The sequence below is a fragment of the Pedobacter agri PB92 genome (genome assembly GCF_000258495.1).
GTDB lineage: Bacteria > Bacteroidota > Bacteroidia > Sphingobacteriales > Sphingobacteriaceae > Pedobacter > Pedobacter agri.
This window is the reverse complement of the sequence record NZ_AJLG01000081.1, coordinates 1-22307: the sequence shown is the minus strand read 5'-3', so window position 1 is coordinate 22307 and position 22307 is coordinate 1. Positions and strand designations below refer to the sequence as shown.

Below are 22307 nucleotides of genomic sequence, written 5' to 3'. Positions count from 1 at the left end.
ATCCATGGCGCTGGAACAAATTCAAGGATTTTACTTACAACCAGATCAGCGAACTGATGAACAACTACGGAAGTGTAGATATCTTATGGCTCGATGGTGGATGGGTTCGTCCGTTGGAAACGGTAAACGAAGAAGTGCTGTCATGGGGCGCCAATATTCCGAAATGGAGCCAGGATATCGATATGCCGAAGATTGCTGCAATGGCCAGAAAATCACAGCCAGGTTTATTGATGGTTGATCGTACCGTTCACGGACCTTACGAGAATTACCAAACACCCGAGCAAAGAATTCCAGAAAAGCAATTGGATTATCCCTGGGAAAGTTGCATGACATTAGGCGGAGCCTGGGGTTTTGTTCCCAATGATCAATATAAATCATCAACCGAAGTAGTGCACAAGCTGGTGGAGATTGTAGCCAAGGGAGGAAGTTTATTACTCGGTGTTGGTCCGAAACCAGATGGAACCTTGCCAGAACAAGTTACGCACCAACTCAATGAAATAGGAAAATGGACTTCAAAAAATGGAAAGGCCATTTACGGTACCCGGATTACAAAACATTATAATGATGGACAAACCTGGTTTACACAAAGTAAGGATGCCAAGAAAATCTTCGCCATCTATTGTTTAAAACCTAATGAATCTGTTCCAGCAAACTTAAAATGGAAAGGTAACACACCTAAAAAAGGAAGCGATATAAGGCTTTTATCAACGGGAAAAAAGATAAAGTGGCAAAATGTGAATGGTGAAATTATTGTTTCACTTCCAAAGATTGAACAAACCGCGGCCTTAGCTTTCGAATTTACGGCTCCATAATATCCCAGTTAAAATGAAAATAAAAAACATCATCCTTTCTGTTGGATTTAGTCTTTTCGTTCTTGGAGGTCTTTCTGCATCCGCTCAGCAAAAAACAAAATTAATTTACAAAGACGCAAAGGCAAGTATTGATGATCGGGTAAAAGATTTACTGGCCAGAATGACACCAGAGGAAAAATTCTGGCAGTTGTTTATGATTCCTGGAGATTTGGATGGCGTAGATAAAAAGCGGTATCAAAACGGAATATTTGGTTTGCAGGTAAGTGCCGTGGCACAAGGTGGTGGCGGAGCCAACCAAATGTTAAGCTACAATACCACTGAAAATGCCTTTACGCTTGCTAAAAAAATCAATGCCATACAAAAATATTTTATCAATGAAACCCGTTTAGGCATTCCAATTATTGCTTTTGATGAAGCCCTTCACGGCTTAGTGAGACAAGGCGCTACTGCTTTTCCGCAGGCAATTGGTTTGGCTGCAAGTTTTGATACAACAAGCATGGCTAACGTTGCCAATGCTATTGCCCGGGAAACCAAATTAAGAGGGATAAGGGATATTTTGACTCCTGTGGTCAATATTGCTTCAGATGTGAGATGGGGCAGAACCGAAGAAACTTATGGCGAAGATCCTTTTCTTTCTTCGCAAATGGGACTTGCCTTTGTCAGTGCGTTTGAAAAACAAAATATCGTAACCACACCCAAACATTTTATCGCCAATGTTGGCGATGGTGGCCGGGATAGTTATCCGATACATTATAACGCCAGGTTGATGGAAGAAATTTACTTTCCGCCATTCGAGGCTACCATTAAACAAGGTAAAAGCCGGTCGTTAATGACAGCCTACAACTCCCTCGATGGAACCCCTGCAACTACCAATTATCAGTTGCTTACCCAAAAATTGAAAAACGAATGGGGTTTTAAAGGTTTTGTAATTTCTGATGCAGGCGCTGTTGGAGGAGCAAGTGTGTTGCACCATACTGCAAGCGGATATTCGCAATCAACCATTCAGGCAATGGAAGGCGGACTAGATGTGATCTTTCAAACAGAATTTGATCATTACAAATTATTTATTCCACCTTTTTTAGATGGTTCCATTTCGAAACAACGCATAGATGATGCAGTTTCCAGAGTACTGCGGGCAAAGTTTGAACTGGGTTTATTCGAAAATCCTTATGTATCAGAAAAGGATGCACAAAAGGCAGTTACAGATAAAAGCCATAAAATCATCGCCAAACAAGCGGCTCAAAAATCTTTCGTATTACTCAAAAATAACGAAGCCATTTTGCCATTTAAAAACGTCAAAAATATTCTTGTGTTGGGCGAAGATGCCATTGAAGCTCGTCTTGGTGGTTACAGTGGTTCAGGCAATGGAAAAGTGAACATGCTAGATGGAATTAAAAAAAGAGCAGGCGCTACGATAAAAGTAAGTTATGCAAAAGGCAGTAGCCGCGATCCACAATTGTATAAGCCCATTCCAAAAGCTTATTTGAAAATAGATACTTCCAGTGGGCTAAAGGGGGAATATTTTAATAATTTAACATTATCTGGCAAGCCCGATCTCATCAGAATTGATGAACAAATCAACTTCATGTGGACACTCTATGCGCCGGATCGGAAGTTATCAAAAGATCAATATTCTGCCCGCTGGACAGGTAAATTGATGGCTCCGAAAACAGGAGAATTCAAAATTGGGCTGGAAGGAAATGATGGATTCCGCTTATTCATCAATGATCAACTGGCTATCGATCAATGGGAAAAAACATCATACCATACCCGGTTGATTCCTTACAAATTCGAAAAAGGCAGAGAATACACTATTAGAGTAGAATTTCAGGAAACAAAGGGCAATGCTTATATCAAATTAATTTCCAATTTAGATGTTGAAGATCGCCAGGAACAGGAATTAACGGAAGCTGTTGCGCTGGCAAAACAGGCGGATGCTGTGGTTATTGCTGCCGGAATTAAAGAAGGAGAATTCCAGGACCGTGCCATGCTCAGTCTTCCGGGAAACCAGGAAAGACTAATCACTGAAGTGGCCAAAACTGGCAAACCAGTGGTGGTTCTATTGGTAGGAGGAAGTGCCATTACCATGAGCAACTGGATGGATCAGGTTTCGGCTATCGTAAATGTCTGGTATCCTGGCGAAGAAGGTGGCAACGCCATAGCGGAAACGCTTTTCGGAGACTATAATCCTGGCGGAAGATTACCAATTACTTATCCCATTCACGAATCTCAGCTGCCGCTAGTTTATAACCACAAGCCCACCGGAAGGGGAGATGACTACAATAATTTGAGTGGCGAACCATTATTCCCTTTTGGTTATGGATTAAGCTATACCAGATTTGAATACAGTGATTTGATTTTAAGTAAAAAGGAAATTAAAGCGGATGAGAAAATCACTGCTACATTTAAACTAAAAAATACTGGTGCTTTGGCCGGAGAAGAAGTTGCTCAGCTATACATCAGAGATATGCTGGCAACAGTTGCAAGACCTGTTTTAGAACTAAAAGGATTTAAACGCATCTTTCTTAAACCAGGCGAAACAAAAGAAATTAGTTTTGAAATCACACCAGATATGTTAAAAATGCTCAATGCAAATATGAAAGCTATTGTGGAACCAGGCGACTTTAGAATTATGATTGGCGCTTCCAGTAAAGCGTTAATCCTTAAGGAAACGCTTCGGGTTCAATAAGATTTTGCCTCTTTATGGTAGGTTAACCATATGTACTTAGTTAGTTATCGCCGTGAGTGCTGGTTACACTCGCGGCTTTTTTATGGTTAACTGAGGCCTTGAATGCCCAACTTTAAGGCCAATTCATTCAAATCATTTACCACTACATCAATTAATGGAATTCCGCTCACTTTTCTTTCCTGCTCAAACTCATGCTCAGGTTCACCGGGAATAATTACTTTTTTATTAGGATCAATGGTTTGAGCATTTTTAAAACGTTCTACCCAGTTATCGAGGTGGTTTTTGAAATCTTCAGCTGGGCGGAAACCATCAACACGCATGGCACCTAAGAAATGCCCCAAGCCTTCGCCAACCGGATTTGCTGAGGGCTCTAAAAAGGCTACAAAGGGTGGGACCCAAGGTCCGTAATTTGCTCCGGAAAGCACAGCTGATAAAATATCAACTGTTGCACTTAATCCATAACCTTTATGGCTGCCATGATCCTTATCACTTCCCAGTGGTAAAAGTGAGCCGCCGTTCTTCAACTCGTTTGGATCAATTGAACTCTCTCCATTTTTATCCTGAACCCAACCATCAGGAACGGGTTTGTTTGCTCTCTGTGCAATCTCTAATTTTCCATTTGCAGCAGCTGATGTAGCCATGTCTACAATTACCGGGGGGTATTTACCTGCCGGAAAAGCATAACACATTGGATTTGTACCCAACAAACGTTCATTCGCATAGGTAGGGGCAACCAGCGGACTCGCATTAGTCATGCTGATGCCAATCATATCTTTTTCAACGGCCATCAAAGCATGGTAACCTGCAATACCAAAATGGTTTGAATTTTTAACAGAAACCCAGCCACTGCCATATTTTTCGGCTTTTTCGATCGCTACTTTCATGGCGAATGGCGCCACAACTAATCCTAAACCAGCGTCACCATCAATGGTTGCTGTGGTAGGGGTTTCATGAACGATTTTAATGTTTGGCTTTGCATTAATCCTGTTCTTTTCCCATAACCTAACATAGCCACTCAACCGGGCAACGCCATGCGAATCTATCCCACGCAAATCAGAACGAACCAATACATCTGTAGCGAGTGTAGCATGTTCATCAGAGCAGCCCATTTTCTTAAAAACGTTGTAGGTAAAGTTACGGAGGTGTGATTCGGTAAAAGTGATGAAGTTCATTGTATATTTATTTGTCGTCATTGCGAGGTACGAAGCAATCTCATAATCAGATTGCTTCGTACCTCGCAATGACGGTTTGTCTACGGCAAAAGCAAAGTAAAATCGCCACCCAAAGGTTCAAAATTTTCGATGCAGGAAGAAAGAAAATCTTCCCCATAGTTCACATACATGGGGGCGAGGTTCATGGTTCTTTCTTGCATGGTTCCATTCGGGAAAAGTCGCCTTTTTACATTTTCTATTTGCATCAAAGCGGTTTCATGCTTGCGCTTTTCAGCTCTGAATAATTTCTTTTCTAAATTCTCAATTAAACGGTTGGTTTTTTGTTTTGCCGTATCGGTAGAAACAGAAAGGGTTTTATCAATCTTATAGGCATTTAACTTAATCTGATCGAAAATGCTGTTGATTGCCCTGGTTTCGTCGGCTAAACTTAATTGAGCGGTTGAGTTTTTCCTTACCCAAAGATTTTTTAATTCTTCGGTGGACAGAAAAACATCCTCCAGCGAAAAACCCAGATGATATAAATTTTCCGCACTGCGTTTATCAATCAGCAAAGCTGAATTTCGCAACAACAATACCGGGAAATCAACTTTATAGAAATCGAAATTTGCTTTCAATTGCATCCAATAAGCCACTTCGGCACCTCCGCCAATGTAGGAAATGTTTGGTAAAATCACTTCCTGGTACATGGGGCGCATCACCACATTCGGACTAAACCTTTCTGGATTTGATCCAATCTCAGCTTTCAATTCATCTTCAGTGAAACTGATATCAGTATGGTTAACCAAATACTTTCCATTTTCAAAAACCAAACGTTCCCTCAAATCATTCTTCAAATAGAAAAAGTTGATATCACGACCATTTACCTGAGCCTTAAACCCTATCTCTTCCAGCTTATTTGAACTTTCTTCAATATTTCTTGAACTATTGTGTTCAACAATGTCGGCGGTGATGATAGGAGCAAATAGTTTTTTTAATGCCGGTTCATCAGCATTTACGATCACCAGGCCATATTTCTCGAAAAGTTTATTTACTAAATATCTGGTGGCATCCGCTAAATTATCATGTTCGAGGTAAGCTTTCTCTACCAGTTTAGCAATGTGTTTTCCATTTTTGGAGATGCCTAAATAGCCTTTATAAGCGGTAACTGCTGCGGCAACAGTTTTGGTACTCAATCTGCCTGTCGCACCATTTGTAGTTTGTATCCAGCTGATGTTTTTTTCATCAACGCTTACATGATTGATTTCATCAAAATCATGATCTTCGGTGGCCATCCAATATACCGGCACAAAATTTTTATCCGGATGTGCCATCTTCAATTCAATAGCTAAATTGATGGCGGTTACAATTTTGTAAATAAAATAAAGCGGTCCGGTAAAAAGGTTAAGCTGGTGACCAGTAGTCACGGTAAACGTATTGTCTGATGCTAAAAGCTCTATGTTTTTGGTTACTGATTTATTGGTTTGGATGTGCTGATATTGCTTTTTAAGCACCTCAACCAGGATGTTTCTGTCACCCAAGAAATTCCGTTTTTCAATGGCTTCGGCCAAGCCTTCCATATCAGGGCGATAACTGTAAAAAGCCTTAAGGGCTTCTTCGTTATTGATATAATCCAAAACCAGTTTCGAAAATGAACCGGTTTCCTGATAGGAGATATATTTTGCCTGCATAATTAGCGAAAGTACTGCAAATTAAGAATATTCATCATGCTGAATTACTATTTTACAATTGTTAAATAATTATAGATTGCTTTCCACTGCACCCACTTTCTCCCTGTATAAATCAATCGGTCTGTCTAATAGCACTGCGATAACGGTTAACTCTTTATCCAATTTATCTTTAGGAATATCGATATAAACGATTCCGGGAACTTCACTCCAGTACAGTTTATTGTAAACCTCATGGGTGAGCATTGTACCTTCGCCAACAACTCTTATTCTGCTGATCTTGTTTTTTAGCCCTTTGATAGCAATTGGTCCGGTTGGTGTGCCCTCTACAAAAAGATACAAGGTTTGCTTGTCTGCAGATAGCGCCGTATTGCCGATATAATGACCAGCAGGAATTCCTGCGGTAGTTTTGTATAAAGCTTCTGCATTTTTAACTACCCAGGCATTTATACTGTTTTTTGCATTTTTCACTTCCGATTTAAAAGCTAAACCATCTGCTGCAAGATTTGTGTTACCGAAAATATTTATTCCACTATTGATATCACCGGCGAGGGTTCGCAAATTTAAGTTAGAAAAATCCATGGCATGCGTAACTTCAAATAATGCCTGTAAAGAAAGTGGTTGCTCCATTTTCTCTGAGAACAAAATTTCTTTGTTGAAGGAAACTTTTAGCACAGTGACATCATGATCAAAGTCATTTTCCTGAAGATCAAAAATATAATCCGTATCGTTAACCTTTGTCGATTTTACTTCAGATTTGCTGCCCACAACTTCAACCTTTTTTATTGTTGATTTGATGCCTTTAAGCAAGATGCCTTTCGTGGTTTTGAAATCAAGATAAATGTAGAGTTGTGTTTTATCTTTTGATAATGCTGTTTTTGCATTTACATGTCCCTCTGGAATTCCGGCTTGTGTTTCGTAAATAGCTTCGCTGTGTTTTTTAGTCCAGCGCCCTAAATCTTTCAAAATTTTAACTTGCTCCGGTGCGATGGTTCCATCCGCTTTTGGGCCGATGTCCAACAACAAATTGCCACCCATACTGATACAATCTACCAGTGTTCTGATGATCATGTTTGATGATTTGTAATGGCTGTCGTATGGTTGATAGCCCCACGAATCATTCATAGTGTAGCAAAGTTCCCAATACTTGCCTTGCGGCCTTACGGTCGGCACACCTTGTTCTGGGGTTTCGTAATCACCATGTTGATCTAATCTTGCATTGATGATGATATTCGGATTTTTAGCTTTTAGTATACTATGAACTTTATTGCTTTGCCATTCTTCCGGTGTATGCTCCCAGTCGCCATCGAACCAAAGCAAATCAGGATTATACTTTGAGGAAAGTTCCTTAAGTTGTGCATGATAGTAGCTTACAAATGTATCCCACCGTTTAGGTTCCTTGTTAATGTCGTAACGTTTTCGCTCCCGGGTAAAAATATCATAGTCTGGATAACTCCAGTCGGGAAGTGAAAAATAAAGCCCTGTTTTCAATCCTGATTTTTTAAGTTCGCTAACAAATGGCGTAATTAAATCTGTTCTTGCCGCACTGTGATTTAAGGTTGTGGTTGCTTTTGAGGCCTTACTGTCCCAAAGCGCAACACCATCATGATGTTTGGTAGTAATCACCGCATATTTAGCACCGCTTCCTTTGATTAAATTTACCCATTCCTGCGGACGATAATTTTCGGCACCAAATCCAGCTGATTGTTTCATGTAGGCGTCGTGGTTGATGTAGTTATTAAAAAATGACCACGATTCTGAAATCCCATTTACAGAATAAATACCCCAATGAATGAAAATGCCCAGTTTGGCATCAGCAAACCACTGCATTTTTTGTGGTTTTGGACTATTATTTTGTGCCCTGGCTTGTATGCTAATTAACAAAATAAAAGTTAACAGCCGATTTAAAATGCTCATTTAATTTTTTTAGATGACGATTAAATATAGCGCTTTGGCTGAAAAAAATGAAGATATTTTTAGCGCTTTGGCATGAAACCTTTAATAGTTGTAGCACCAGAAACCAATTAAACAGGATAGGAGTGGCATATTTTTTTGCTGCACTCGACGGCTCAGAGTAACAGTAAAAAATAATGTATAACAAATAGCCCGACTTACATTGATTTGCGCAGCTTAAATGTTGTGTTAATATTTTTTAGTTGAGAAGAATTTAAGCAAAAAAAAACCGGCCTTGAATAAACAAGACCGGTTGTAAAATATTTGGTTTTAGTGATTTACCATTTTTTTCTGCGTTCGCCACTTCCACCTTCTCTGCTACCACCTTCTCTACGTCCGCTTCCGCCTTTTTCATCACGGCTGCGTCCAGAGAAATCTCTGAAACCACCACCAGCGTTTCCACCTTCACGACTACCGCCTTCACGTCTTCCGCTACCACCAGATGATCTTCTGTCGCCGCCACGGAAACCACCGCCACCGCCGCCTCTGCGTTCACCGCCGAAACCACCGCTACGTCTTTCTCCGCCACCGCGTCTTTCACCACCATCACGTCCACCATCTCCGCTTTTTTCAATACGAACCTGACGGCCATTGAATTCTACAGATTTAAATCCTTCGAAAACTTTATCAGCTACATCATCTTCTACTTCAAAGAAAGAGAAAACACCTTTTAAATCAATTTTACCAACGCTTTTGCCAGCAATTTTTCCGTTGTTACAGATAAATGATAACATGTCGCCACGGGTAAACTCATCTACCGAACCTAAGTTGATAAATAAACGGGTGTAACCTTCGCTACCACGTCCGCGTCTTTCACCACGCTCACCTCTTTCACCACGGTCATCGCCAACAGCTGCATTTAAATCAGGTGCTTTAGAATAGTAGTCTAAGAAACGGTTGAACTCTAATGAAGCGAAACGTTTGATTACATCTTCTTTAGTTAAGTCAGCAAATTCATCCATAATACGAGGAATGTACTGATCGATTTGTTCGTTGTTAACTTCTACATTATGTACTTTATGTACCAATGAAAATAATTGTTTCTCACAAACATCAAATCCTGTAGGAAGTTCAGCTTTGGTAAATTGTTTACCAATAATACGCTCCAACTGGCGGATTTTTCCTAATTCTTTAGAGTTGATGATACAGATTGAAATACCTGTTTTACCGGCACGACCAGTACGGCCAGAACGGTGAGTATAACTTTCAATTTCATCAGGTAAAGAATAGTTGATTACGTGAGTAACGTTGTTTACATCAATACCACGGGCAGCAACATCAGTAGCAATTAACAATTGCATGTTACGCTCACGGAAACGTTGCATTACCTTATCACGTTGTTGTTGCGATAAATCGCCGTGTAAAGCATCAGCATTGTAACCATCTTTAATTAAATGCTCGGCAACATCTTGTGTATCCAATTTGGTTTTACAAAATACTACTGCAAAAATTTCAGGGTTGAAATCTACAATACGTTTTAAGGCAGCGTATTTATCACGGGCACGAACAATATAATATTCGTGTTCGATGTTAACGTTACCTGTGTTTTTTGTGCCCATGGTTAATTCAACAGGCTCATGCATGTATTTTTTAGCAATACGGCGAACTTCTGCCGGCATGGTAGCCGAGAATAACCAGGTTTTTTGTTCATCAGGAGTAGTTGATAAAATATCGTTGATGTCATCCTGGAAACCCATGTTTAACATCTCGTCTGCTTCATCAAGCACCACATATTTAACATTTGAAAAATCAATGGCTTTACGGCCAATGATATCCAACATACGGCCGGGCGTGGCCACTACGATTTGAACGCCTTGGCGTATTTCACGTAGTTGTTGCATAATGTTCGCGCCACCGTAAACGGCAACAACGTGGGCATTAGCAATGTTTTTAGAAAAGTTTTTAAGGTCGTTAGCGATCTGCAAGCATAACTCACGGGTAGGGCATAAAATTAATGCCTGTGGTTTATTAACTTTAAAATCGATTAGTTCTAACAGCGGCAAACCAAATGCGGCTGTTTTTCCTGTTCCTGTTTGGGCCAAACCAACAAAATCATTAGTGCCTTCTAACAGTACAGGAATACTTTGCTCCTGAATAGGCGTTGGAGTTTCAAATCCAAGCTCTTTTACGGCATTAACGACGTCATCACTTATCCCCAATAATTGAAATGGGTTTGTCATTCGTCTTTTATTTTTAATTGAGCCGCAAAGGTACGGTTAATAATCCGTATTTTACTGATAGTTAAGGAAATAGTTTCTTGGGCTAAATATTTGAAAATAAGGAAGAAACAAATGATACAAAAAAGAAGATGAAAAGTGGATGATGTGCAAGTTTAAAAATGCTTCTTAAAATCTTCTATAAACATTTCGTTTTGAAAAGCATAACATGTACGCTGTGCTGTAAAATAGGCCTGCTTTACACTGCAATCTTTTGAATTGTTGCTGTCATACTGAGGACGAAGCATCTCTTTCATTCAGTTGCAGATGCCTCGGTCCTCAGCATGACGTTATGGATAACTGATAAAAGTGTTTCCGTTACAACCGGGTTTAAAAGGCAAAATTGTATAAATATTAACGCAACCTTTCTGCAGAGCGGATTAACCTTTCATCATTATTAATACCGAAAATCGCCAGCACTAAAAATAAGATTGCAACCGCAGGTAGATAAGCTCCAACGCCGAAAGAGGCACCTTCGATGCCACCCGGAAGTTGTTTAAGGTAGATGCTACACCAAACAGCAAAGCCTATAATTGCAACGATGGTAAAAATAATTATCTTCTTTTGTAGGCTTCTTCTTTTAAAATTAAAGATATTAATGAAGCAAATTAGTGTGATGAGTATAGCGGTGGATAATATTGGGATATTCGTTTTTACCAGTAAACCATCGCCGCTGTAAGATTGCTGTATTCCTTTTATATAAACTGTTGATTCCTGAACGCCGAGGTTGGTTGCAATTGGTAAAAACAACATTAAAATTAAAACAATTGTTGCCAGTAAAAGCCAGATCGTTTGTATTCTTTGTATCATGTTAAGTTAATAAAGTGTACAAATATATATTTAATTCCATTTTACAGGCTTATCTAATAAAAGGAAAAAGTATTTTTGCATCGTTTTGAATAAAAAAAGGTATTTCATACAAATTGCATACGATGGCAGCCAATATCACGGCTGGCAAATTCAACCCAATGCCATTACCGTTCAGGAGTTGTTGGATAAAGCGATGTCTACTTTTTATCGACAGCCGATTGAAACGTTAGGTTGTGGCCGTACGGATGCTGGTGTTCATGCTACTGAATTTTATGCGCATTTCGACGTAGAAAATCTGGAAGAGTCAAAAGTGTTGCAAGCTGTTGCAGGAATTAACGCAATGTTACCCTATCAAATCGCCGCAAAAAGAATTATTCCAGTTCACGAAGAAGCGCATGCCCGATTTGATGCCACTGCAAGAGCTTACAAATATTACCTTCATTTCGAAAAAGATCCTTTTAAATTAAACCGGTCATGGCTGGTTAAAGACAAGCTCGACTTAAATTTAATGAATCAGGCGGCGGCGTTGTTGCTGGATTACACCGATTTTTCTTGTTTCAGTAAATCAAATACCCAAACTTTTACCAATAATTGTAAAATTGTAAAAGCTGTTTTTGAAGAAACTGATGGAGGTTTGGTGTTTACCATTGAAGCCGATCGTTTTTTACGTAACATGGTGAGGGCAGTTATGGGTACCTTGGTCAGGGTAGGGAAATATGAAATCAACCTGGAAGAATTTAAAGCAGTAATTGAAAGTAAAAACCGAAGCAAAGCCGGACAATCGGTACCTGCCTGTGGTTTGTATTTAGTGAAAGTAGAATATCCGTATTTAAGGTAGTTTGAAGTAATGAGTTGGCAGTTTCATTTACCATTCGAGATAAAACATGAAAAATATTTATTAAACCTTTTTAGAAAACACTTTCAAACCTATAACTTATAACCCTTAAAAATGGCAGTAACAGGCGAAGTATACAACACAGGATTGCTAAAACGTATTTTTCAATATGTGAAGCCTTACCGTGCTGTTTTTGTATGGTCGGTTATTCTGACCATTCTGCTTGCTGCAATTTCTCCGGTTCGTCCTTTCCTTATTAAATATACGCTTGATCATTATATTTTACTGGGTAATTATTCAGGTTTGGTAAAGATGACCATGCTGATGATTTTTATGTTGATCTTGCAAACGCTGATTCAATATAACCATACGCTTTTAACCAACACACTTGGGCAATCGGTAATCCGCGATTTAAGAATCAAAGTTTTTAACCATATTACCAGTTTACGTTTAAAGTATTTTGATAAAACCCCAATTGGCCAATTAATCACCCGCACCGTTTCTGATTTAGAAACCATAGCTGATATTTTTTCTGAAGGATTAATTTCGATGATTGGCGATTCGCTGCAGGTGGTAGTAATCGTGGGCGTAATGCTCTACACCGATTGGGAGCTGAGTTTAGTGGTGCTTTTGCCAATTCCGTTGTTAATTATCGCAACACGGAAGTTTCAGAAAGCCATTAAAGTTGCCTTTCAGGAAATCAGAAATGAAGTTTCTAACCTCAACACCTTTTTGCAGGAGCATATCACAGGTGTTTCTATCGTTCAGTATTTCGCAAGAGAAAGACAGGAATACAAAAAGTTTTACGCCATTAATAAACGCTACCGCGATGCGAACATCCGTTCTAACTGGTATTATTCCATATTTTTTCCTGTTGTTGAATTAATTTCTGCCATGTCGTTAGGTTTGCTGGTGTGGTACGGTGCAAAAAGTATTCTGGAGAAACCGCTGGATGTTACACCCGGAACCATTACACAATTCATCATGTATTTAGGGATGGTTTTTACGCCAATCCGCCAGCTGGCGGATAAATTTAACACCCTGCAAATGGGTATGGTTGGTGCAGAACGGGTATTTAAAGTATTAGATACGGATGAGGTTACGGTGAATACCGGAACGGAAAAACCAGCCAAACTTGATGGAAACATTAAATTTCAAGATGTCTGGTTTGCCTACAACGATGAAAATTACGTGTTGAAAGACTTGTCTTTCGATGTTAAAGCAGGAGAAACAGTGGCGTTGGTTGGTGCAACCGGTGCCGGAAAGTCGTCAACCATTAATATTTTGAATCGCTTTTATGAAGTGAAAAAAGGTGAAATTACAGTGGATGGAATTCGTATCGAAGATTTTGACCTCGACTATTTGCGGAGCAATATTGCTACCGTGCTGCAAGATGTTTTTCTTTTTTCAGATACCATTTTAAATAACATCACTTTAAATAATCCTGAAATTACAATTGAGGAAGTGGTAAATGCAGCTAAAAAAGTTGGTGCACACGAATTTATCGAACGTTTGCCTGGAGGTTATCAATACAATGTGATGGAAAGAGGTGCTACGCTTTCTGCCGGACAAGCACAGCTCATATCTTTTATTCGTGCCCTGGTGCACAACCCTGCCATTTTGGTTTTAGATGAGGCAACTTCATCTGTTGATACTGAAACCGAATTGTTAATTCAAAAGGCCATTGATAATTTAATGGATGGACGAACTTCAATTGTGATTGCACACCGCTTATCTACCATTCAAAAGGCAAATCAGATCATAGTATTAGATAAAGGGGAAATTAAAGAAAAAGGAACCCACCAACAATTGCTGAAGCTAAATGGTTATTACAAAAAGCTTTACGATCTTCAGTTCTCATCAGGAGGAATAGCAAAAAGTTCTTAAAAATGATTATGTTTGGTTTTCCTAACAAACCTGATCATTGAACGCCTCGAGAAATAGTGAGCACGATAAAATACTTTTTGACTTATTAAAGCAAGGAGATGAGGCCGCATTTGGTGAAATTTATAAACTTTATTGGGTAGAACTTTACAACGCGGCTTACAAGCGTTTGCCTGAAAAAGAGAAATGTCAGGACGTTATTCAAAACGTTTTTACCGATCTCTGGAACAGGAGAACGGAGCTTGATTTAGAAAAACCAGTCGCTTATTTGCATACGGCTGTTCGTTTTCAAGTGTTGAAACACATTGCCAGAACGCCAAAAAACAACTATTTCGCTACATCTTTTGAAAATCAATTAATCTCTCCGCTTGATGCAGATGGTGCACTATTAGATCGAGAAGCAAAGCTTTTAATTGAATTATTTATTAAAGCACTGCCCGAAAAACGCCGAAAGATTTTTTTAATGCATTATTTTGAAGGTTTATCAACAGCGAGAATTTCCGTAAAGCTTAATATTTCTCAAAAAACGGTTCAAAATCAGTTAACCACGGCGACGCATGCTTTAAAATTTCGCTTGACCCACCTTTTTTTTGCTTGTTGCTGCATTTTGCCTCTCATTCTTGAAATAATTTATCCATCGAAATTAAATCTTTGAAAAAAAATTAAAATAATTTTGGGATATTTTTAAGTTTCTGGTACATGTATATATAAATGCCAGAACTATGGGTAAGTTTTTTCCTCAAAAAGATCTACAAGATATTATTAAGCGTTATGTTGCTGGCCATGCAAGCGCCGAAGAAATACGTTTCATAGAGGAATATTATAATTTTTTGGGGGAGGGAGCGGATAAAATCGGGGAGACAGATGAAATCAGTAATCTTGAATTACAGACTTTCAAATCTATTCAGGCCAATATTGCTTCTCAGCAGAAACCTCGAAGTATACCTTTCTATAAATATGCAGCGGCTGCCGCACTATTGATCACATTATCGACTGGTTGGTATTTTTTATTAAATAGGAAATCGTTTACTACGGCAACGTTACCCTCAGCAAAAATTGAAAATCTTGATATTTTGCCAGGTACTGATAAAGCCACTTTAACATTAGCCAACGGAACAAAAATTGTATTGGACGATGAAACGCCTGAAAACATCAGTGATAGGCATGGCGTTAAAATTTCAAAAACCAAAGATGGTCTACTGGTTTATACTGTTGCAGGTAGCCAAGATTCATTAAATACTACGGCATACAATACCATAAGCACGCCGAAAGGCGGGCAGTACCAGGTTATATTGCCTGACGGCACAAAAGTGTGGTTAAACGCAGCATCATCATTAAAATATCCTGAAGTATTTTCGGGTAAACAACGCTCGGTTACCCTTACTGGAGAAGCCTATTTCGAAGTGGCAAAAAACAAGGCAAAACCATTTGAGGTGGAGACTCAAAATCAACATGTGGTGGTATTAGGTACCCACTTCAATATCAATGGTTACATGGATGATCATACCATTAAAACCACATTACTGGAAGGCCAGGTGAAAGTCAGTAATTTGAAATCTTCTAAAATTTTGAAGCCAGGTGAACAAGCCATTGCCGGCTTAGCAAAAAACTCAACAATCAATGTATCAACTGATGTAGATATAAACGACGAAACTGCCTGGAAAAATGGCCTTTTCCAGTTTAATGATTCTGATTTAAAGATTATTTTGAATCAACTCGAAAGGTGGTATAATATCAAAATCGACTATTCTACGGTTCCAAACAAAAGGTACAATGGTATGGTACCCAGAAAATCGAAATTATCTGAAGTGTTAAAAATGCTGGAAAAAACAGGCAATATCAAATTTGAACTTATAGAAGGTCGGCAGTTAAAAGTAATCGCTGATCATAAATAAAGAATAATCGGCTTAACCGCCACCAAACAATAACTAATCAATTAACCACCTTAAACCCAACTGAATGTATGAATCTTTACACTCAAGGTAGTCAACCCATGGCCGAAAAACCAATGGGCTTTACTACAAATTACTTAAACCAACAATTTATTAGGGCTATGAAAATTTTTATTTTTCTAATGACTGTTTTATGCATTCAGGTAAGTGCTGCTGCATTTTCTCAACGCATCAATATTAGCCAAAAAAATGTGCCATTGGTACGTGTTTTAAAGGAAATCAAACGCCAAACCGGCTATTTCTTCTTGTATGATAGTGATTTGGTTCAGCAACAATCGAAACCAGTAACCATCGACTTGAAAAACGCTGAGCTGAATGATGTGTTGACCCAAGCCTTAAAATCACAGCCTTTTGGTTGGGAGATTAAAGAGAACACCATCTTAATTTTCCCAAAAGCAAATCGCAATGAGGCTGCAAAAGCCATTGATGTAACAGGTAAAATTGTTGATGAAAACGGAAACCCAATGCCGGGCGCTTCAGTACGTGTTAAAGGGCAGTCTGCAATCTCTGTAACAGATGCTAATGGAAATTTCATCATCAGAAATGTAGATGAAAACGCAACTTTAGTTATTTCTTATATCGGTTATACCGATAGGGAAGTAACTGCAAAAGCACAATTGGGATCGTTGAAGCTAACACCATCTGCCGGAACATTAAGCGACGTGGTGGTTACAGGTTATACCAATTACACCAAAACGCAATCTGCCGCGGCCAGTTCTTTAGTTAGCGCTGAAAAAATTAATACCGTTCCGGGATTAACAGTGGATCAAATTTTACAGGGTCGCGTTCCGGGTATGAGTGTTATTTCTACTTCTGGTCAGCCAGGCCAAAGTGCCTCGGTAGTGATCCGTGGTATTGGTAGCGTAAATGGTTCATCTACACCATTATTTGTTTTAGATGGTGTGCCAATTGAAGCCGGATATTTTCAAACCATCAATCCAGAAGATATTGAATCTGCGACGGTTTTAAAAGATGCATCAGCAAAAGCATTATATGGATCAAGAGGATCGAACGGGGTAATCGTGCTCACAACCAAAAAAGGAAAAGCCGGTAAAGTTGCTGTTAATTATACTTCGCAATATGGTTTCTCTAACTTAAGCAGACCAAATTTCGAAATGATGAACACTTCGCAACGCTTACAGTTCGAAGAGGAAATAGGTGCAAGTTTCGGCCGTAACATTGGTCCAGGCTGGACATATTCTCCAAAAAACCCAACCTATGCTGCAGGAACGGCAGCATCTCGTGCCCGTGCGGATTATATCATTGACAGTTTAAAACAAATTAATACCGATTGGAGAGATATTTTCTTCCAACGTGGTAAATTCCAGGAACAGCAAGTAAGCATCAGCGGTGGAAACGAGAAACTACGCTTTTATAACTCATTAAATTATTATAGCCAGGAAGGTGTAGCAAAACGTACTGGATTGGACCGCTACTCTTTAAGAAGTAACCTGGATTTTAATGATGGTAAATTTAGTGGAAGCACAAATGTATCCATCGGTTATTCGCAATCCAGCTTTACTGAAGGCGAGGGTGGAACTGGAGCAGGAACAGCAATGGCCTCTGTTTATTATGCTTTGCCTTACGAAAATCCTTATGCATCTGATGGTACATTGGTACACCCAGGAAACAGATCTCAATATTTTATTTTAGATCAGCGTGAAGGTAGTCAGGCTTTAGAACGTTTGCTAAATTCATCAGATAAAACAGAACAGTTTAAATCAATCATCAGCACCAATTTTGCTTATCAGATTTTGCCAGAATTGAAGATTACAACCAGGGCAGGTATCGATTACCGTCAATCTACCGATCAGCAATTTGTTAATCCTGATTCATATTATGGATCAAGAAGTGTTGCAAACACCTTGGGTGGAAAAGGTCGTTTAACGGATGCAAGCAGAAGAAACTTCAACATTATTTCAACAACTGGTTTAACTTACGCTAAGAAATTCAACGAAGTTCATGATTTTGAAGCTTCTGCTTTCTATGAGTACGTTTACAACAATTACAACTCATTTGGTTTCAGTGCTTACGGTATTGATGGTCGTTTACCAGAAACACCAGCAGGTGCAACAAATGGTAGTGCAACATTTTTACCAAGTACTACTGGTGGCAAAACTAAAAATGCTTTAGCATCAATCATGGGTGTAGCGAGATATACTTATGATGATAAATATACCTTGACGGGAAGCTACCGTTACGATGGATCGACCAGAGTGGCGCCAGAAAATAAATGGCATGGTTTCTATTCATTTGGTGCAAACTGGAATGTTAAAGGAGAAGAGTTCTTAAAGAATAATGAATTAATTAATGATTTACGTTTAAGAGCAAGTTACGGTATCACGGCGAGTCCTTTCGGTGGCGATTTCTTGTATTTACCAACTTACGCAGTAAACACCTCTTACGGCGGTGCAGCAGCATTAAGGGCAACTACGCCAGGTAACGATGCATTCGACTGGGAATATGTAAAAGAATTTAACACGGGTTTTGATTTAGCCATGTTGAAAAACAGATTGCGTGTAACAGTTGATTACTACAATAGAAAAACCACCAATATGTTCATTAATCAACCACTTTCAGCAACGTCGGGTTTCAGTGAATTGAATTTAAGTGCTGGTGTAATGAGGAACAGAGGGGTAGAATTTGAGGTGAGCGGAGATGTGATTAAAAACCAGGATTTCATCTGGACAATTGGTGTTAACGCTGGTTACAACAAAAACAAAATCCTGCATGTTACCGATTTAGTGGATTCATATCCTGATGGTGACACCAGGATTTTGAAAGTTGGGTTGCCATACGGAACTTATTATGCTCCGGATTGGGCAGGTGTTAATCCGCAAACCGGAGAACCTCAATATTATAACCTGGATGGATCGATTACTACAGCATACAACGTAAATACGCAAAGTAACACCAATTCGGGAAGTTTATATCCGACCTTTACAGGAGGTTTTAATACTTCATTAAGTTACAAAGGCATTACTGCATCTGCATTATTTTCATTCGTATCTAATGTAATGCGTTGGAATAACGAAGATTTTTATAACGAAAACCAACGGTATGCGACGAGTAACCAATCGGTGAGGATGTTAGACAATAGATGGCAGGTACCAGGTGATACAGGAAATGATGCCATCTTACAAAAATTCGATCTTCCACGAAACTTTACTTCAAAAGATATTCAGGATGCTTCGTTCTTAAGATTGAGAAATGTAAACATTGGTTATGCTTTACCAAAAAGCTTACTGGAAAAAACTAAATTCATTAAGGGGGTTAAAATCTTCGTTCAAGGTCAGAATTTATTAACCTGGACAAAATGGAGAGGTTTAGATCCTGAAAATAATGCAGTTTACGGTCGTTTTCAATATCCAAATACCAGAACGTACACAGCAGGCTTAAACGTTAACTTTTAATATTTACAGCAATGATTAATAAAATATATCAAAAATACGTACTTATATTTTCGTTGTTAGTTTTAACATCGTCTTGTGCAAAGTTGGATTTAGTCCCAACAGATACCATATCCCCTGATAAGGCCTACAGAAACATCAGTGATATCAATTTAGGCGTTTTGGGTGCTTATGCACTTTTAGATGGCGGCACCATCGGTGTAGTCTCTACGGTTTCAGATGAAGCAACCTTCCCAACAGAAAATACGGTTGGCAATAGCGATGCTTTCAGATGGTTATATAATGCCGGAAGTGGCTCTGTTACTTCTCAGTATTATACTTTCTATGTGGCCATCGATCGCATCAACAGAACCTTGGCAGGTTTAGATGCACTAACGTTAACAGGAGCCGATGCCACTACCGCTTCTCGTTATCGTGGAGAATTGTTGGCGCTACGGGCTTACTTTCATTTTGAACTTTTGCGTAACTACGCATCTTCTTATCAAACAGGTGCACTGGGCGTTCCTTATATGAAAGCCTCAGCAATTATTTATCCTGCAAGAGATAATTTCGAAGTGGTTGTGGCCAATGCAAAAGCAGATTTAGTGGCTGCAAAACCGTTAATTCCGACCACTTTTACAGATAAAACCCGGATTACCAAAGCGGCTGTTTCAGCCATTCAGGCCAGATTGGCTTTGTATGAGAAAAACTGGAGCGAAGCCATCACTTATGCGAACGAGGCGATTGCAGCTTTTCCACTGGCTACAAAAGCACAGTTTCCAGGCATCTGGACGGATGCAAATGATAGCGAAGTCATCTGGAAAGCAAAACGTGTTGGTACAACAGATTCACGTTTAGGCGATTTCTTTTTCCGCCAAACTGGGGGAATTGTTTTATATGCGCCAGCTTTTAAATTGATCAACACTTTTGATAAAGTGAACGATTTACGCTATCCGGCATACATCAGATTTGATGCAACAAGAACAGGAACCAGATCTCAATATTTGGTAAATAAATATGTTGGAGGTACTTCAACAGCTCCAGGTTTAACTGATATTAAATTATTCCGAACCGGAGAAATGTATCTGATTAAAGCAGAAGCTGAAGCAGAATCTACTGGCGATGCAGCAGGAGATTTGAACGCTTTACGTAATGCCCGAATCAATGGTTATGTAAATGCTACTTTCGCTGATAAGCCAACTTTAATTGCGGCTATTTTAGAAGAGCGTTATAAAGAACTGGCTTTCGAAGGTCATCGTTTTTTTGATTTAAAAAGAAGAAGTTTACCTGTGGTAAGATTAGCTGCTGATGCTGCAAATGCCTCTGGAGCGATAACTTTGCCAATTACTCAGGCGCAGTATGCATTTCCAATTCCTGCCGCAGAAATTTCTGTAAATAAACAAACCGTTCAAAACCCTAATTACTAGGCTAATTATAAATAATTATTCCTGTGCCTTGTCATGTTGAGCTTGTCGATACGCAAATAGATATTTTTGTTTGCTTTCGGCAAGCTTTGGGTGATAACGAATTAGCCTGTTAAATTTTAAAAATGAAACAATTTTTTCTTTTTCTTTCAATGGTTTACTGCTTTTCCGTGATGGGCTGCAGCAAAAACATCGATACGCCAAATCCTCCCTCAACAGGCGGCGGTACGGCAACACCAAATGCTAAACGCCGGCCAGCTTCTATAGGCGTTGTTGGCGATACTTCTAATGTGGTGAAGCCTACAAACGGTGGAATGGTTTTAATGGGTGGCGGTGCTGATGTGGATGCGGCTTTTAAATGGATGATTGAAAGAAGTGGAGGAGGTGATGTTGTCGTATTACGTGCCACCGGAACGGATGCTTACAACCCGTACATTAACGGATTGGGTAGCGTAAATTCTGTAGAAACTTTGCTGATCAATACCAAAGCATTGGCGAACAATGATACGGTGGCTTACATCATTAGGAACGCAGAAATGGTTTTCATCGCCGGTGGCGATCAATCTGATTACATGCGAAATTGGAAAGGAACTAAAACCGAACAGGCATTAAATTATTTGTTAAATGATAAAAAAGCGCCCGTTGGCGGAACAAGCGCTGGTTGTGCCATTTTAGGTGGATTTTATTACAGCGGAGAAACTGGTGGCGTTACCTCTGCACAAGCTTTAGCCAATACTTATGATGCCAATATTACACTCTACAATAACGACTTTTTGAAAGCACCGTATTTGCAAAATGTAATTACTGATCAGCATTATTTAACCCGCGATCGCGATGGAAGATCTGCTGTGTTTCTAGGTAGGATCAATAAGGATTGGAAAACCCCGGCTAAATGTATCGCAGCTGATGAACGTACTGCTGTTTGTATTGATAAAGATGGAATGGCCAAAGTTTTTGGAGATTATTCGGTGACCAGACCTTACAGTTATGCCTATTTCATTTCTTCTGATGCAGGTAAACAGCCCGAGCAAATGGAAGCTTTTAAAAAAGCAATCTGGAACAACGGTGAAAAAGCATTGGCAGTTTATGAAATTACGGCCTCGGTTAATGGTGGCGGAAACTTTAATGTTGCTAACTTTAAGGCTAATGAAGCTACAGGTGGAAAATGGTATTGGTGGTGGATTGATAACGGAGCGTTAAATAAAAAAGATCAATAGATAAAAATGAGAGCATTAAAATTATTTGCGGTAGTATTATTCAGTGTACTTACATTGAATGTTTCGGCACAGCAGAAAAAATATGTAATGGTAATTCACGGCGGTGCCGGAACCATTTTAAAGAAAAACATGACGCCTGAAAAAGAGGCTGCTTATGTAGCGGCTTTAACACAGGCTTTGCAGGCCGGTTACGCCCAGATCAAATCCGGGAAATCCAGCTTAGATGCGGTGGAAGCCACCATTCATGTTTTGGAAAATGATCCCCATTTTAATGCGGGTAAAGGTGCTGT

15 protein-coding genes are annotated in these 22307 nt (G+C 39.3%); 10 read left to right on the top strand and 5 right to left on the bottom strand.

Annotated features, from left to right (window positions below; translation table 11 throughout):
* On the top strand, window positions 1-812 hold an 812-nt coding region (locus ON09_RS13095; protein ID WP_010601521.1), incomplete at its 5' end, for an alpha-L-fucosidase.
* 13 nt (window positions 813-825) lie between these two features.
* Window positions 826-3501, top strand: coding sequence for a glycoside hydrolase family 3 protein (locus ON09_RS13090; protein ID WP_010601520.1), 2676 nt, complete (start codon window positions 826-828; stop codon window positions 3499-3501).
* Between the two features lie 86 nt (window positions 3502-3587).
* Here the strand turns inward: ON09_RS13090 and ON09_RS13085 are convergent, their stop codons facing one another.
* From ON09_RS13085 to ON09_RS13065, 5 genes are all read right to left on the bottom strand, one after another.
* On the bottom strand, window positions 3588-4673 hold the full coding sequence (locus ON09_RS13085; RefSeq protein WP_010601519.1) for an Ldh family oxidoreductase: 1086 nt from the start codon (window positions 4671-4673) through the stop codon (window positions 3588-3590).
* Window positions 4674-4753: 80 nt separating this feature from the next.
* Window positions 4754-6340 carry a bacillithiol biosynthesis cysteine-adding enzyme BshC gene (gene bshC / locus ON09_RS13080; RefSeq protein WP_010601518.1) on the bottom strand — a complete coding sequence of 529 codons (1587 nt, stop codon included), beginning with the start codon at window positions 6338-6340 and terminating at the stop codon, window positions 4754-4756.
* 69 nt (window positions 6341-6409) lie between these two features.
* On the bottom strand, window positions 6410-8254 hold the full coding sequence (locus ON09_RS13075) for an alpha-L-fucosidase (protein ID WP_010601517.1): 1845 nt from the start codon (window positions 8252-8254) through the stop codon (window positions 6410-6412).
* A 314-nt stretch (window positions 8255-8568) separates the two neighbouring features.
* Complete coding sequence (locus ON09_RS13070; protein WP_010601516.1) at window positions 8569-10470, bottom strand: DEAD/DEAH box helicase; 1902 nt, start codon at window positions 10468-10470, stop codon at window positions 8569-8571.
* 390 nt (window positions 10471-10860) lie between these two features.
* Window positions 10861-11316 (bottom strand): DUF4293 domain-containing protein, encoded by a 456-nt coding sequence (locus tag ON09_RS13065; RefSeq protein ID WP_010601515.1) that lies wholly within the window; start codon window positions 11314-11316, stop codon window positions 10861-10863.
* An 85-nt stretch (window positions 11317-11401) separates the two neighbouring features.
* Between ON09_RS13065 and truA the strand changes: the two genes are divergently transcribed.
* From truA to ON09_RS13025, 8 genes are all read left to right on the top strand, one after another.
* Window positions 11402-12154, top strand: coding sequence for a tRNA pseudouridine(38-40) synthase TruA (truA, locus tag ON09_RS13060; protein WP_010601514.1), 753 nt, complete (start codon window positions 11402-11404; stop codon window positions 12152-12154).
* A gap of 111 nt (window positions 12155-12265) precedes the next feature.
* On the top strand, window positions 12266-14038 hold the full coding sequence (locus tag ON09_RS13055) for an ABC transporter ATP-binding protein (protein WP_010601513.1): 1773 nt from the start codon (window positions 12266-12268) through the stop codon (window positions 14036-14038).
* 37 nt (window positions 14039-14075) lie between these two features.
* A complete protein-coding gene (locus ON09_RS13050) occupies window positions 14076-14690 on the top strand; it encodes an RNA polymerase sigma factor (RefSeq protein ID WP_010601512.1) in 615 nt (204 codons plus the stop codon).
* 67 nt (window positions 14691-14757) lie between these two features.
* Window positions 14758-15930 carry a FecR family protein gene (locus tag ON09_RS13045; protein WP_010601511.1) on the top strand — a complete coding sequence of 391 codons (1173 nt, stop codon included), beginning with the start codon at window positions 14758-14760 and terminating at the stop codon, window positions 15928-15930.
* Window positions 15931-15998: 68 nt separating this feature from the next.
* Window positions 15999-19400 carry a SusC/RagA family TonB-linked outer membrane protein gene (locus tag ON09_RS13040; protein ID WP_238533669.1) on the top strand — a complete coding sequence of 1134 codons (3402 nt, stop codon included), beginning with the start codon at window positions 15999-16001 and terminating at the stop codon, window positions 19398-19400.
* 11 nt (window positions 19401-19411) lie between these two features.
* The gene (locus tag ON09_RS13035) at window positions 19412-20803 is read left to right on the top strand and encodes a RagB/SusD family nutrient uptake outer membrane protein (protein WP_029204323.1); all 1392 of its coding nucleotides are present in this window, start codon (window positions 19412-19414) and stop codon (window positions 20801-20803) included.
* 122 nt (window positions 20804-20925) lie between these two features.
* Window positions 20926-22017, top strand: coding sequence for a cyanophycinase (locus tag ON09_RS13030; protein WP_051010212.1), 1092 nt, complete (start codon window positions 20926-20928; stop codon window positions 22015-22017).
* Between the two features lie 6 nt (window positions 22018-22023).
* On the top strand, window positions 22024-22307 hold a 284-nt coding region (locus tag ON09_RS13025; protein WP_010601507.1), incomplete at its 3' end, for an isoaspartyl peptidase/L-asparaginase.

Coding starts and splice junctions, on each gene's coding strand:
- ON09_RS13090 (WP_010601520.1), top strand. CDS start 826: ATGAAAATAAAAAACATCATCCTTTCTGTTGGATTTAGTCTTTTCGTT.
- ON09_RS13085 (WP_010601519.1), bottom strand. CDS start 4,673: ATGAACTTCATCACTTTTACCGAATCACACCTCCGTAACTTTACCTAC.
- bshC (WP_010601518.1), bottom strand. CDS start 6,340: ATGCAGGCAAAATATATCTCCTATCAGGAAACCGGTTCATTTTCGAAA.
- ON09_RS13075 (WP_010601517.1), bottom strand. CDS start 8,254: ATGAGCATTTTAAATCGGCTGTTAACTTTTATTTTGTTAATTAGCATA.
- ON09_RS13070 (WP_010601516.1), bottom strand. CDS start 10,470: ATGACAAACCCATTTCAATTATTGGGGATAAGTGATGACGTCGTTAAT.
- ON09_RS13065 (WP_010601515.1), bottom strand. CDS start 11,316: ATGATACAAAGAATACAAACGATCTGGCTTTTACTGGCAACAATTGTT.
- ON09_RS13055 (WP_010601513.1), top strand. CDS start 12,266: ATGGCAGTAACAGGCGAAGTATACAACACAGGATTGCTAAAACGTATT.
- ON09_RS13045 (WP_010601511.1), top strand. CDS start 14,758: ATGGGTAAGTTTTTTCCTCAAAAAGATCTACAAGATATTATTAAGCGT.
- ON09_RS13040 (WP_238533669.1), top strand. CDS start 15,999: ATGAATCTTTACACTCAAGGTAGTCAACCCATGGCCGAAAAACCAATG.
- ON09_RS13035 (WP_029204323.1), top strand. CDS start 19,412: ATGATTAATAAAATATATCAAAAATACGTACTTATATTTTCGTTGTTA.
- ON09_RS13030 (WP_051010212.1), top strand. CDS start 20,926: ATGAAACAATTTTTTCTTTTTCTTTCAATGGTTTACTGCTTTTCCGTG.